Source organism: Pseudomonas sp. JH-2 (assembly GCF_036231725.1).
Taxonomy (GTDB): Bacteria; Pseudomonadota; Gammaproteobacteria; order Pseudomonadales; family Pseudomonadaceae; genus Pseudomonas; species Pseudomonas delhiensis.
On sequence record NZ_JAZAQP010000002.1, the window covers coordinates 97,954 to 110,995 of the forward strand.

12 protein-coding genes are annotated in these 13,042 nt (G+C 69.5%); 5 read left to right on the forward strand and 7 right to left on the reverse strand.

Going from position 1 to position 13,042, the window contains the following annotated elements; translation table 11 throughout:
- Positions 1–95 precede the first annotated feature (95 nt).
- Complete coding sequence (gloA2, locus tag VV867_RS01955) at positions 96–479, forward strand: SMU1112c/YaeR family gloxylase I-like metalloprotein (RefSeq protein ID WP_328565576.1); 384 nt, start codon at positions 96–98, stop codon at positions 477–479.
- A gap of 137 nt (positions 480–616) precedes the next feature.
- On the opposite strand, the gene VV867_RS01960 is transcribed toward gloA2, so the two are convergent.
- Positions 617–1,552 carry an AraC family transcriptional regulator gene (locus VV867_RS01960; protein ID WP_328565504.1) on the reverse strand — a complete coding sequence of 312 codons (936 nt, stop codon included), beginning with the start codon at positions 1,550–1,552 and terminating at the stop codon, positions 617–619.
- 306 nt (positions 1,553–1,858) lie between these two features.
- Between VV867_RS01960 and VV867_RS01965 the strand changes: the two genes are divergently transcribed.
- Positions 1,859–2,173 carry an antibiotic biosynthesis monooxygenase family protein gene (locus VV867_RS01965; RefSeq protein ID WP_275628121.1) on the forward strand — a complete coding sequence of 105 codons (315 nt, stop codon included), beginning with the start codon at positions 1,859–1,861 and terminating at the stop codon, positions 2,171–2,173.
- Positions 2,174–2,179: 6 nt separating this feature from the next.
- Here VV867_RS01965 and VV867_RS01970 read toward each other — a convergent pair whose 3' ends face one another.
- The 5 genes from VV867_RS01970 to VV867_RS01990 form a co-directional block, all read right to left on the reverse strand.
- On the reverse strand, positions 2,180–4,561 hold the full coding sequence (locus VV867_RS01970) for a TonB-dependent receptor (RefSeq protein WP_328565505.1): 2,382 nt from the start codon (positions 4,559–4,561) through the stop codon (positions 2,180–2,182).
- 367 nt (positions 4,562–4,928) lie between these two features.
- Positions 4,929–5,846 (reverse strand): FecR family protein, encoded by a 918-nt coding sequence (locus VV867_RS01975; protein ID WP_328565506.1) that lies wholly within the window; start codon positions 5,844–5,846, stop codon positions 4,929–4,931.
- Positions 5,843–6,364, reverse strand: coding sequence for a sigma-70 family RNA polymerase sigma factor (locus VV867_RS01980; protein WP_275628123.1), 522 nt, complete (start codon positions 6,362–6,364; stop codon positions 5,843–5,845). The genes VV867_RS01975 and VV867_RS01980 overlap by 4 nt, the downstream gene beginning before the upstream one ends.
- Positions 6,365–6,456: 92 nt before the next feature.
- Positions 6,457–6,786, reverse strand: coding sequence for a DOPA 4,5-dioxygenase family protein (locus tag VV867_RS01985; protein WP_328565507.1), 330 nt, complete (start codon positions 6,784–6,786; stop codon positions 6,457–6,459).
- Positions 6,783–7,679, reverse strand: coding sequence for a choline sulfate utilization transcriptional regulator (locus VV867_RS01990; protein ID WP_328565508.1), 897 nt, complete (start codon positions 7,677–7,679; stop codon positions 6,783–6,785). The genes VV867_RS01985 and VV867_RS01990 overlap by 4 nt, the downstream gene beginning before the upstream one ends.
- Positions 7,680–7,807: 128 nt before the next feature.
- Here VV867_RS01990 and betC point away from each other — a divergent pair, with 128 nt between their 5' ends.
- The 3 genes from betC to VV867_RS02005 are packed head-to-tail and all read left to right on the forward strand — an operon-like array spanning position 7,808 to position 11,838.
- Complete coding sequence (gene betC / locus VV867_RS01995; RefSeq protein ID WP_328565509.1) at positions 7,808–9,316, forward strand: choline-sulfatase; 1,509 nt, start codon at positions 7,808–7,810, stop codon at positions 9,314–9,316.
- Positions 9,317–9,351: 35 nt separating this feature from the next.
- Positions 9,352–10,275, forward strand: a complete 924-nt coding sequence (locus VV867_RS02000) for a choline ABC transporter substrate-binding protein (RefSeq protein WP_328565510.1) — start codon at positions 9,352–9,354, stop codon at positions 10,273–10,275.
- Positions 10,276–10,281: 6 nt separating this feature from the next.
- The gene (locus tag VV867_RS02005) at positions 10,282–11,838 is read left to right on the forward strand and encodes a SulP family inorganic anion transporter (RefSeq protein WP_328565511.1); all 1,557 of its coding nucleotides are present in this window, start codon (positions 10,282–10,284) and stop codon (positions 11,836–11,838) included.
- Positions 11,839–12,122: 284 nt separating this feature from the next.
- Here VV867_RS02005 and aroE read toward each other — a convergent pair whose 3' ends face one another.
- Positions 12,123–12,944: a shikimate dehydrogenase gene (aroE, locus tag VV867_RS02010; RefSeq protein WP_328565512.1), complete on the reverse strand. Its 822-nt coding sequence runs from the start codon at positions 12,942–12,944 to the stop codon at positions 12,123–12,125.
- Positions 12,945–13,042 lie beyond the last annotated feature (98 nt).

The following is a 13,042-nucleotide window of genomic DNA, read 5'->3' on the forward strand; positions in this document are numbered from 1 at the left end:
ATCGATGGGTATCGCTTCGCTCAACTCCATCCTACGAGGCGCCGGCGAACAAGCTGCATAATGGGCCGCGTGTTTCCCGCAGCGGCCCCATGCCCATGAACCTGCACAGCCTCCACCACGTCGCCCTGATCTGCTCCGACTATCCGCGCTCCAGGCGCTTCTACAGCGAAGTCCTGGGCCTGCGGGTGATCGCCGAGACCTACCGCGCCGAGCGCGATTCCTGGAAGCTCGACCTGGCCCTGGGCGAGGTGCAGCTGGAACTCTTCTCGTTCCCTGGCGCGCCGCCGCGGCCGTCCTACCCCGAGGCCCAGGGCTTGCGCCACCTGGCGTTCGCCGTGGAGGACCTGGACGCAGCCGTGGCCGAGTTGGAAGGCCAGGGCGTGCGTTGCGAGCCGATCCGTCGCGATGGGCTGACCGGCAAGCGCTTCACCTTCTTCGCTGATCCGGACGGGTTGCCGCTGGAGTTGTACGAGCGTTGAAAGCCGCTGGCGGGTCGCCATGGTGCAAGGCTCGGCCAAGGCCAGGCGGCGTATGACCGCGAACGGTCATACGCCCTACGCTCGGCGGGCTTTGGCGTAGGGCGAATGAAGCGGAACGCTTCATCCGCCGTCCGGGGTCAGGCCGGCATCGCCGTATCGCCCAGCGCGTTGCGCAGGCTGGCCAGGTCGCGCAGCGGCGGGGCACCGAACAGGCGGCTGTATTCGCGGCTGAACTGCGAGGGGCTCTCGTAGCCCACGCGGTGGCCGGCCACCGCCACTTCCAGGCCCTCGGAGAGCATCAGCCGGCGCGCCTCCTGCAGGCGCAGCTGCTTCTGGTACTGCAGCGGGCTGAGCGCGGTGACTTCCTTGAAGCGGTGGTGCAGGGTGGAGGCGCTGAGGTTGACCTCGCGGGCCAGGTCCTCGATGCGCAGGGCCTTGTCGAAGTTGCGGTTGAGCCATTCGATGGCGCGGGTCACCCGGTGCGTCTGGCTGTCGGTCATCGCCAGGTCGTGCAGCAGGTGGCCCTGGGGCCCGCGCAGCAGGCGGTAGAGGATCTCGCGGGTGTACAGCGGCGCCAGCATGGCGATGTCGCGCGGGCTGTCGAGCAGGCGCATCAGCCGCAGCAGGGCGTCGAGCACCGAGGTGTCCAGGCGCTGCAGGTAGATGCCGCGGCCGGCCGGGCGCGGCGTGCTGCCGGCCAGGCCGGCGTCGGCGATCAGCCGCGTCAGCTCGCCCGGGTCGATGTCCAGGCGCAGCGACAGGTAGGGTTTTTCCGGCGAGGCGTCGACCACCTGGCCGCACACCGGCAGGGTCACCGAGACCACCAGCAGGTTGAGCTCGTCGTAGCGGTAGATCTCCGGGCCGACGCGGATTTCCTTGCTGCCCTGGGCGATGACGCACAGCGCCGGGCGGTACAGGGTGGGCATGCGGCCTTCGCTGGGCTGCTCCATGCGCGCCAGCGACAGCGCCTCGATGGCGGTGTCGTGGACGCCGGAGAGGCTGTTGCAGTGGCGCTCGATGATATCGGCCAGCTCCTGGCGGCTGGCGGCGACGGGGTCGTGGGGCTGCGACATACGGGGGCCTCCGAAAGTGGCGGCGTCCAGCTTACGCCCGGGCCCGGGCGGGAAGTGTGACAGGGCGACGGACGCTGGAGGATCGGGCAAGCAATCGGCAGGATCGTACAAGCTGGCCGCCACGGGAAGCCCCCATCATGCCAGCCAGGCCGGGGAATCCGCCGTTTCGGGCAAGGCGCCGGCGATGGCGCAGGATCGGGCAAGAAGCCGGCAGCATCCGTCTACCGCTGGCCAGGGCCCCGCCCCTACTCTGGCACAACCGGGCCGAGCCCCCATTCCAGTGCCCGGGACAGGAGGAAATCGCCCATGGCCATTCGCCAACCGCTCGAACACCACCTGCTGATCCAGTCCCGCCCCGGCCACGAGGCCGAGCTGGCGCAACTGCTGGACCGCCTGATCAGCGCCGCGCACCAGGTGCCCGGCTGCCAGTCCTACGAGGTGCTGCTGCCGGCCACCACCAGCGACTTCTGGCGCCTGCGTGGCCGCTGGGCCGACGCCGAAAGCCTGCAGGCCTACCTGGAACTGCCGCTGCAACAGCTGCTGGGGGAAATCCTCCAGCACCACGCCCTGAGCCTGCACACCCACCTGGACGCGCCGCGCGAGGATTCCCGCGCGGCCTGAGCCCCCTCAGTACTCCATGCGCCAGCCCAGGGTGAAGGTGCGCCCGCGGCCCTGGTAGTCATAGAGGTAGGCCGGCCCGTAGGTCGGCGAATAGAACAGCGTCGCCCGCTGCCCCCACACGGTGCTGTACTCGCGGTCCAGCAGGTTCTGGATGCCCGCGCTGAAGGTGCCGAACCCCGTCTTGCGTTCCCCCATCAGGTCGAAGGTGGTGTAGCCGTCGATCTCGTGGTCGGCGTCGTCCTTCAGGCTCATGGCGTGGTTGGCCTGCAGCCGCGCGCTGTTGACCTCGTCGTTCCAGCCAACGAAGGCGGTGGCCTTGGACAGCGAGGCGTAGCGCGCGTCGCGCTTGATCCAGTCGCCGTCGGCGTCCTCTTCCTCGGAACGCACCAGGTGCAGGGTGGTGCCGCCCTGCCAGCCGTTCTCGAAGTAGCGCGTCAGCGCGCCCTCGAAGCCGAAGTCGCGGCTCTTCTGGTCGACCACGTCGATGGTCAGGGTGGCCTGGTCGGTGGTGATGACCTTGTCCGACCAGATGTAGTACAGCGCGGTCTGCGCCTGCCAGTTCATGTCCGCGTAGCGCCAGCCCAGCTCGACCTGGCGGCTCTTGATCCCGGCCAGCGGGTTGTCGTCCACCGACAGCCCGGGCTTGCCGTAGTACTTGGCCGGGTCGGGCAGGTCGAAGCCCTCGCTGTAGTTGCCCCACAGCTGGTGGCCGTTGTGGAAGTCGTAGATGGCGCCGAGGTTGAACAGGTTGACCTGGTAGTCGTTGCTGCCGCCGGGCACGCCCTTGAAGTCGTCGACCTCGACGTCCATCTTCTGGTGCCGCGCGCCGCCGGAGAGGGTCAGGTCGTCGGTCAGCTTCCAGTCCAGCTGGCCGTAGAACGACAGGCCGTCGACCACGTAGCTGGGGTAGCGCGGCGCGCTGCTGGCGGTGCCCAGGTCGAGGCCGCCGCTTTCCGAGGAGACCAGTTGGTCGAAGGTCTTCTGCTCGGCGTTGAAGCGCTCGTGGTCCAGGTCCACGCCGTAGGTGAACTTGAAGGCGTCCCACTGCTTGCTGAACAGGCCCTTGAGGCCGCTGACCTCGAAGTTCTGCTGCGAGGCGGCGAAGTACACCCCGTTCACCCCGGCCGGCTTGCCGGCGTTGTAGTAGGGGAAGGGGTAGAAGTTGTCGTCTTCCTTGCGGTAGTAGGCCTGCAGGTAGAAGTCCTGGTCCAGCAGGTTGGCGTGGTGGTAGTTGGCGTTGAGCAGCAGGCGGCGGGTCTGCGGCTCCAGGTCGGTGTCCATGCCGCTGCGGATCTGCGCGTCGTCCAGGTCCGACGGGGCCTTGTAGTTCAGGTGCGGAAAGTAGATGCCGGTGCTGCCGTCGTTGCCCGAGTCGTAGTACTGGGCCAGCAGGTCCAGGCTCTGCTCGTCGGTGAACTGCGCGGTGAGGTTGCCCATGACGTCGACGGTGCGGTTGTACTGCAGGTCGGTCTGGGTGTTGTCGATGAAGATCTGGTTGCCGGCGCCGTCGTAGAAGGCCTCGTTCTTCTCGGCGGAGACGCCGAGGCGGCCGCTCAGGCGATCGGTGCCACCGCTGACCGACTGGGCCAGGCGGGTGGAGAGGTCGTCGCTGTTGTTGAAGCCGCTGCTGGCGCCGAGCTGGCTTTCGAAGCGGGCGCCGCCGGGCGCGCCCTTCCTGGTGATGATGTTGATGATGCCGCCGGTGGCGCCGCCGCCGTAGATGGTGCTGGCGCCGGAGAGCACCTCGATGCGCTCGACGTTGAACGGCGAGATGCTGTCGAACTGCCGCGACAGGCCGCGGGAGCTGTTCTGGCTGACGCCGTCGATCATCACCAGCACGTTGCGCCCGCGCATGTTCTGGCCGTAGTTGGTGCGCCCCTCCGGGGCCAGGTCGAGGCCGGGCACCAGCTTGCCCACGGCCTCCTTGAGGCTGACGCCGGTGTCCAGCTGTTCGCGCAGCTGGGCCTGGTCGACCACCCAGACGGTGCCGGGGATGGAGCTGATGTCGGTGGGGGTGCGCGCGGCCACGCTGATCTGCGTCGGCGCCATGCTCAGCGGCTCGCCGCCGGCGGCCTTCTCACGCTGCAACACGACGGTGCGCTCGTCGCTGAAGCTCCAGCGCATGCCGCTGCCGGAAAGCAGCCTGTCCAGCGCTTCCTCGCGGCTGTAGCGGCCATCCAGGCCGGGGCTCTTCAGGCCCTGGACATCCTCGGAGTTGAACAGCAGGTGCAGGCCGGCCTGGTCGGCGAACTGCGTCAGGGCGCTGTCCAGGCTGCGCGGCGCGATGTGCAGCTCGAGGTCCCCGGCGGCCAGGGCCAGGGGGCTGGCGCCGCCGAGCAGGGTGGCCAGGGCCAGGGCGCGGTACAGCGGGGAGAAGCGGTGATGCATGCGGTGGTTTCCGTTCTTGTGGGCGTGGGCGCGTTTGTTGGGAATTCTTCGCGTTCATGCCTACGACGAAACGGGGGGGCTGACCTTGCAGTGGGGGATCGAAAAAATTTTCATTTGCAGGGGACGGCTGTAGGAGCGAGCTTGCTCGCGAACAAATGCTTGCCGGGTGCTGCGGTGTCTCGGACTCAGTCCGCACCCTCTCCCCAACCCTCTCCCTGAAGGGAGAGGGGGCTTGTCCGTGCCGAGAGGGGAGGTGGTTTCAGCCGGAAACTTTCGGTGTTGCCGGCTAACGCCAGAACACCCGGCCCTGCCCAACGGTCCCCTCTCCCTTCAGGGAGAGGGTTAGGGAGAGGGCGCTCTCCAACCCTTACGAAGAAACCGGCCTAACCACCACCAACCAAGGCAACCGCGTCACCTGCACCGGCTGCAACCGCTGCAACGTCTGCAGCAACGCATCAGGATCATCCAAATCGAACACCCCGCTGACCTTGTGCCGGCGCAGCGCCTCGTCGGTCAGCAGGATGCGCCCCGGCAGGTAGCGCTCCAGTTCCGCCAGCACCTCGCCCAGCGGGCGCTGGTTGAAGATCAGCTTGCCGCGCTGCCAGGCGCTGGCGCTGTCCAGGTCCAGCGGCTGCACCGGGCCGGGTGCGGCCTGGTAGGCCAGGCGCTCGCCGGCGGCCAGGCGCACCGCCGGCTTGCCGCCGGCTTCCACCCGCACCACACCCTCGGTCACCGCCACCTGCACGTCCGGCCCGCGGCTGTCGACGTCGAAGCGGGTGCCCACGGCGGTCACCTCGCCATCGCCCGCGTGCACCACGAAGGGCCGCTGGGCGTCCTTGGCCACCTCGAACAGCGCCTCGCCGCCGTACAGGCGCAGGCTCCGGCGGCTGGCGGAAAAGTCCACCGAAAGCGCGCTGGCACTGTTCAGCCAGACGCGGCTGCCGTCGGCCAGCTCGACCAGCCGGCGTTCGCCGGTGCGGGTGGCGTAGTCGGCGTAAATCCCGGCCACGGGCGTGGGCAGGGCCGCCGCCACGGCCAACGCGGCGACGCAAGCGGCCGCCGCCACGACAGCCAGGCGGCGCGGGCGCAGCAGGCGGTGGCGGCGGGCCACGCGGGTGGCCGGCAAGGCGCCCCACAGGGCTTCGGCGCTGCGCGCGGCACTTTCGTGTTCCGGGCTCTGCGCGCGCCATTGGATGAACTCGCGGCGGCGGCCGGCCTCGACGCGGCCGGAGTGCAGTTCCACCAGCCAGTCGAGGGCCTGGTTCTCCAGGTCGATGCGGCTCATGGCTGCGCCTCCTGCTGTAGCAGGTGGTCGCGGCAATGGCGCATGGCCTGGACGATGTACTTGCCCACCATGCTCTCGGAGACGCCGAGGCGGCGGGCAATCTGCGCGTGGGTCAGGCCGTCCAGGCGGTTCATCAGCAGTGCCTGGCGGGCCTTGGGCGGCAGTCGGTCGAGGGCGGCGTCGAGCTGTTCCAGGGCCTCGCGGGCGAGCAGGCGCGATTCCAGGCCGGCGCCGGGGTCGCTGACTTCGTTGGCCGCCGTTTCCTCGACGTGCAACTCGGCCAGCCGGCCCTCGCGGCGCAGGTTGTCGATGGCCAGGTTGCCGGCGACGCGGAACAGGTAGGCGCGGGGGTCCTGCACCTCGGTGTCGGGGTTCTGGTCGGCCAGGCGCAGCCAGGTGTCCTGGGCCACGTCGGCGGCGCGCTGGTTGTCGCCCAGGCGGCGGGCGAGGAAGCGCAGCAGGTCCGCATAGTGCGCCTGGAAGCTCTGCAGGAGGCTGGAGGAGGCGAAACGCCGCATGATGACCGCGATACCCTGGAATACCGGCCCGCCGCGGGCGGGCCGCCGGTAAAGCGGGCAAGCATACAACGAATCGAGAATCATTATCGAATTCAGCCGAACTGCGACAGGTCCAGCGGCCGCACGGTGCCCATCCAGATGGCGTGGTCGCGGTGGTCGCGCAGGTCGTCGCCGGTGTCCGGGTGGATGAACACCACCAGGCCGCCGCGGTGCAGCGCCAGCCAAGGCACCACGGCGGCGAAGGCTTCGCTGCCGAAGGCCAGCTGGCAGCTCCAGTCCGGGTGCGGGCCGACCGGGCGCTGGTGCATGCGGCCCATCTTTACGCCGAACAGGCGCACCGCCTCCTCGCAGAGTTCGCGGGCCTGCTCCAGGCTGTCGGCATCGTAGTAGACGTGGGCGTGGTAGCCGTGGATCTCGTTCATTCGTCCTGTTCCAGTTCGGCGCGCAGCCAGTCGACGAAGGGCTGCAGCAGGCGGGCGCGGCGCTTGCGCTCGGGCAGCACGGCGTAATAGCCGTAGCGCGACGCCGCGCTCTCGCGGATGGGCCGGCACAGTAACCCCTGCTCCAGCAGTTCGTCGATCAGGTGGCGCCAGCCGATGGCCACGCCCTGGCCGGCGATTGCCGCCTGCACCAGCAGCGTGTAGTTGTCGAAGCGTAGCCCGGAAGCCTCCGGCGGGCGCGGCAGCTCCAGGGCGCGGAACAGGCCCGGCCAGTCGAACCAGCGGCTGTGGGCCTCGGGCTTCAGGTGCAGCAATGGCAGGCGCTGCAGCTCCTCCAGGGGCAGCGGCGCCTGGCGCTCGCCGAGCAGGCGCGGGCTGCACACCGGGAAGACTTCCTCGCCGAACAGCAGCAACGGCTCGCCATGCTTGAAGCGCCCGTCGCCGAAGGCAATGGCCACGTCCACGTCGCTGCGCAGGCTGCTGGGGCTGCGCTCGCTGCTCAGCAGGCTGACGTCCAGTTCCGGGTGCCGCAGGCGGAAGCGCGGCAGGCGCGGCATCAGCCAGTAGGCGGCGAAGGCGAAGTCGGTGGCCACCTGCAGCACCTCCTGGGTGCGCCGGGCGCTGACCGCGGCGACGCCCGCCTCCAGCTCCGCCAGCCCGGTCTGCACGTGGCGCAGCAGCAACTGGCCGCTTTCCGTCAGAACGATGCCGCGGTGCACGCGGTCGAACAGACGCACGCCCAGTAGCTTCTCCAGGCGCTTGATCTGCTGGCTCACCGCCGGCTGGCTGCTGCCCAGTTCGGCGGCGGCCGCGGTGAAGCCCTGCTCGCGGGCGGCGCACTCGAATACGCGGAGCAGTTCCAGGGGCAGGCTCATGGTTGCGCCACCCATAAGCTGGTGTTATCCGAAGCATGTATGGCCATGCGGTTTACCCCCTGCCGGCGCGGCGTGACACTGCTGTCACGCACTATTCCATAACAACCGTGCATAGGATAAGTCCCGCCATGCCACGCCCGAACATTCTCTTCATCATGGCCGACCAGATGGCCGCGCCGCTGCTGCCCCTCCACGACGCCGCCTCGCCCGTCCGCATGCCCAACCTGATGCGCCTGGCCGAGCGGGCCGTGGTGTTCGACTCGGCCTACTGCAACAGCCCGCTGTGCGCGCCCTCGCGCTTCACCCTGGTGAGCGGCCAGCTGCCGACGAAGATCGGCGCCTGGGACAACGCCGCCGACTTCGCCGCCGACGTCCCCACCTACGCCCACCACCTGCGCCGCCTGGGCTACCGCACGGCGCTGTCGGGCAAGATGCACTTCTGCGGCCCGGACCAGCTGCACGGCTACGAGGAACGCTTGACCAGCGACATCTACCCCGCCGACTACGGCTGGGCGGTGAACTGGGACGAGCCGGAAGTGCGCCCCAGCTGGTACCACAACATGTCCTCGGTGCTGCAGGCCGGGCCCTGCGTGCGCACCAACCAACTGGACTTCGACGACGAGGTGGTGTTCAAGGCGCGCCAGTACCTCTACGACCACGTCCGCGAGCACGCCGAGCAGCCGTTCTGCCTGACCGTCTCCATGACCCACCCCCACGACCCCTACACCATCCCCCGCGAGTACTGGGACCTGTACCGCGACGAGGACATCCCCATGCCTGCCGTGGAGCTGGCGCAGCACGAGCAGGACCCGCACTCCCAGCGCCTGCTCAAGGTCATCGACCTGTGGGGCAAGCCGCTGCCGCCGGAGAAGATCCGCGACGCCCGCCGCGCCTACTTCGGCGCCTGCAGCTACGTCGACGCGCAGATAGGCGCGCTGCTCAGGACCCTGGAGGAATGCGACCTGGCCGAGGACACCCTGGTGGTGTTCTCCGGCGACCACGGCGACATGCTTGGCGAGCGCGGCCTCTGGTACAAGATGCACTGGTTCGAGATGGCCGCCCGCGTGCCCATGCTGATCCACGCCCCGGGCCGCTTCGCGGCGCGCCATGTGGCCGAGTCGGTGTCCACCCTCGACCTGCTGCCGACCCTGGTGGAACTGGCCGGCGGCGAGCTGCCGCAGGACCTGGAGCTGGACGGCCGTTCGCTGCTGCCGCACCTGCAGGGCCAGGGCGGGCACGACGAGGTGATCGGCGAGTACACCGCCGAAGGCACGGTCAGCCCGCTGATGATGATCCGCCGCGGCGACTACAAGTTCGTCTACTCCGAACAGGACCCTTGCCTGCTCTATGACCTGAAGAACGACCCGCGCGAGCTGGAGAACCTGGCCGGCTCGGCGGCGCACCGCGAGCTGTTCGACGCCTTCCTGGCCGAAGCCCGGCAGCGTTGGGACATCCCGGCGATCACCCAGCGCGTGCTGGCCAGCCAGCGCCGCCGGCGCTTCGTCGCCGACGCCTTGCAGCGCGGCAAGCTGACCAGCTGGGACCACCAGCCCTTTGTCGATGCCAGCCAGCAGTACATGCGCAACCACATCGACCTGGACGACCTGGAGCGCCGCGCCCGCTATCCCAAACCCTGATAACCACAACCAGAAAAAGCCGAGGGGAGATGAGCATGACCAAGTTAAGTGCATTGCTGCTGGCCACCACCATGGCGCTGGCCGGCCAGGCCGCGCGGGCCGAGGACGAAGCCTGCGCCACGGTGAAACTGGCCGATCCGGGCTGGACCGACATCGCCGTGACCAATGGCGTTGCCAGCTTCCTGCTCGACAGCCTCGGCTACCAGGCCAAGGTCGACACCCTCTCGGTGCCGATCACCTACGGCGGCCTGCGCGACGGCCAGGTGGACGCCTTCCTCGGCAACTGGATGCCGGCGCAGCAGGGCTTCCACGACCAGTTCATCGCCAGCGGCCAGGTCACGCAACTGGCGAAGAACCTGGAAGGCACCGAGTTCACCCTGGCCGTGCCGACCTACGTCTACGACGCCGGGGTGAAGAACTTCGCCGACCTGCAGAAGCACGCCGACCAGTTCAACCACAAGGTCTACGGCATCGGCTCGGGCGCGCCGGCCAACCAGTCGATCCAGAAGATGATCGGCGGCAACGAGTTCGGCCTGGGCGACTGGAAGCTGGTGGAGTCCAGCGAGCAGGCCATGCTCGCCGAGGTGAGCCGGGCGGTGAAGCGCGACCGCTGGATCGTCTTCCTCGGCTGGACGCCGCACCCGATGAACGTGAAGTACGACATGAAGTATCTCGCCGGCGGCGACAAGTACTTCGGCAGCACCGGCAGCGTCTACACCGTCACCCGCAACGGCTACGCCCAGCAGTGCCCGAACAGCGCGAAGCTGCTGGCCAACCTGGGCTTCGACCTGAAGATGGAGAATGCCATCATGGCCGAGGTGCTGGAGAAGAACGTCGCCAACCAGCAGGCGGTGAAAGCCTGGATCAAGGCCAACCCGCAGGTGCTGGGCAAATGGCTGGACGGCGTGAAGACCCGTGACGGCGGCGATGCCCTGGCCGCCGTGCAGGCCAAGCTCTGACCGCCGATGGAGCGCCTGTATCGCCTGCTGCCGTTCCTCGCCTGGCTGCCGGGCCTCGGCCCGCGCGGGGTAGCGCGCGAGGCCTGGGTCGGCCTGGCCGGCGCGGTGCTGGCCCTGCCGCAGTCCATCGCCTACGCGCTGATCGCCGGGCTGCCGCCGCAGTACGGGCTCTACGCGGCCATGCTGCCGGTGGCGGTGGCCTGCCTGTGGGGCTCGTCGAGGCACATGGTGGGCGGGCCCACCGCGGCCATCTCGGTGGTGCTCTACGCCACGGTGGCGCCCCTGGCGCCGCCGGGCAGCGAGCTGTTCATCCACTACGTGCTGCTGCTGACCTTCCTCGCCGGCCTCCTGCAATGGGCCCTGGGCGCTATGCGCGCCGGGGTGCTGCTGAACTTCGTCTCGCACTCGGTGATGCTCGGCTTCACCCTGGGCGCGGCGTTGGTCATCGCCCTGGGCCAGTTGCCCTACCTGCTGGGCGTGGAAGTGCACAGCCGCGGCAGCGCCCTGGACGGCACGCGCCTGCTGCTGGCGCGCCTGGGCGAGTGCGACCCGGCGTCCCTGGCCATCGGCCTGCTGAGCCTGGCGGCGAGCCTGCTGTGCCGCTGGCTGCGGCCGCGCTGGCCGGCGCTGATGCTCGGCCTGCTGCTGGCCAGCCTGGCGGTCTGGGCGCTGCCCGCCTGGTTCGGCGGCGTGGCGCGGGTGCAGGCCTTCGCCAGCGCGCTGCCGCCGTTCAGCCCGCTGCAGGCCGACGCGGCGAGCGTCGCTGCGCTGCTGCCCGGCGCCCTGGCCTGCGGCCTGCTGGGCCTGGTCACCAGCCTGTCCATCGCCCGCGCCCTGGCCGCCCGCAGCCAGCAGGTGCTGGACGCCAACCGGGAAATCCGCGCCCAGGGCCTGTCCAACCTGCTCGGCCCCTGGTTCTCCGCCAGCCTCTCGGCGGGCTCCTTCACCCGCTCCGGGCTGAACCTCGAAGCCGGCGCGCGCACGCCGCTGGCCGGGATGTTCTCCGCCGCCTGGGTCGCCGTGCTGGCGGTGGCCGGCGCCGGGCTGATCACCCACATCCCGCTGCCGGCCATGGCCGGCGGCATTCTGTTGATCGCCTGGGGCCTGGTCGACCGCCCGGCGCTGCGCGCCCTGTGGCGCGGCAGCCGCAGCGAGTTCGCGGTGATGGCCCTGACCGCCGCGGCGACCCTGCTGCTGCCGCTGCAGAACGCCATCTACCTGGGCGTGCTGGCCTCGCTGCTGCTCTACCTGCGGCGCACCTCGCAGCCGCGGGTGGAACGCTGGCAGGCCAGCGAGGAGGAAGTGCTGCGGGTGGAGGGCTCGATCTTCTTCGGCGCCTGCGACTACCTGCAGCGCCTGATCCAGGCCAGCCAGGGCCGGCGCCTGGTGCTGGACGCCAGGCACGTGAACTTCATCGACTTCGCCGGCGCGCACATGCTGCAGCAGGAAGCCCGAAGACTGGCCGGGGAGGGCCGCCACCTGGTGCTGCGCCACGCCCGCCCGCGGGTGCGCGAGGAACTGGCGAAACAGATCGGCGAAGGCGCGGTTTTGCAGGTGGAGTAGGGCGCATAACGCCCAAGGCGTTATCCGCCGATTGGCCATGGCCCCAGAGCGCGCAAGGTTCAGCCTCGGAGTGAGCGATGAGATCGGTCAAGCGGCGTATAACCGCGAACGGTTATACGCCCTACGTTACCGGCGAGCTCCGAGCTATCGGCGCGCTCCGAACAGCCCCCTCTCCCTTCAGGGCGGGGCGCGCAGCCGAGGGTTGGGGAGAGGGAGCGGAGTCAACCTGAACGCCAAAGCCCCGGTGAGCACCGTTCGCGAGCAAGCTCGCTCCTACGAAGGGCCTAACCCGCCAACTGCCGCCGCAACTCATCCAGCACCGGCCGCGAATCCGGCCGCACGCCGCGCCACAGCACGAAGGCTTCCGCCGCCTGCTCCACCAGCATGCCCAGGCCGTCGATACAGCGCGCCGCGCCCTGCTCGGCGGCCCAGCGGTTGAAGGCGGTGGTTTCCTTGCCGTACATCATGTCGTAGCAGACGGTGTGCCCCGGGCGGATCAGCGCCGGGTCGATGGGCGGCAGCTCGCCGGCCAGGCTGGCCGAGGTGCCGTTGACGATCAGGTCGAAGGGCTCGTCGCGCAGGTCGAAGCCACCGGCGCGCACCTGGCCCAGGTCGGCGAATTCGCGGGCCAGTTGCTCGGCCTTGGCCGCGGTGCGGTTGAGCACCACCAGCGCCGCCGGGCCTTCGGCCAGGAAGGGTTCGAGAATGCCGCGCACCGCGCCACCGGCGCCCAGCACCAGCACGCGGCGGCCCTTGAGCGCCACGCCGTTGTTCACCACCAGGTCGCGGGTCAGCCCGGCGCCGTCGGTGTTGTCGCCCAGCAGGCGGCCGCCGGCGAGCTTCTTCAGGGTGTTCACCGCGCCGGCGCGGCGGGCGCGCCCGGTAAGCTCGCTGCACAGGCGGTAGGCGTCTTCCTTGAAGGGCACGGTGACGTTGGCGCCCAGGCCTTCGGCGAAGAACGCGCGGGCCGCCCCGGCGAAGTCGTCCAGGGGCGCCAGCCGGGCGTCATAGGAGAGCGCCTGGCCGGTCTGCTCGGCGAACAGGCGGTGGATCAGCGGCGACTTGCTGTGGCCGATGGGGTTGCCGAAGACGCAATAGCGGTCCATGGGTTTCCTGAGCTGCAAGCTGAAAGCCGCAAGCTTGAAGCTTTTTGCTTCCCGCTTCCAGCTTCAGGCTTCAGGCTTCAGGCTTCAGGCTTCAGGCT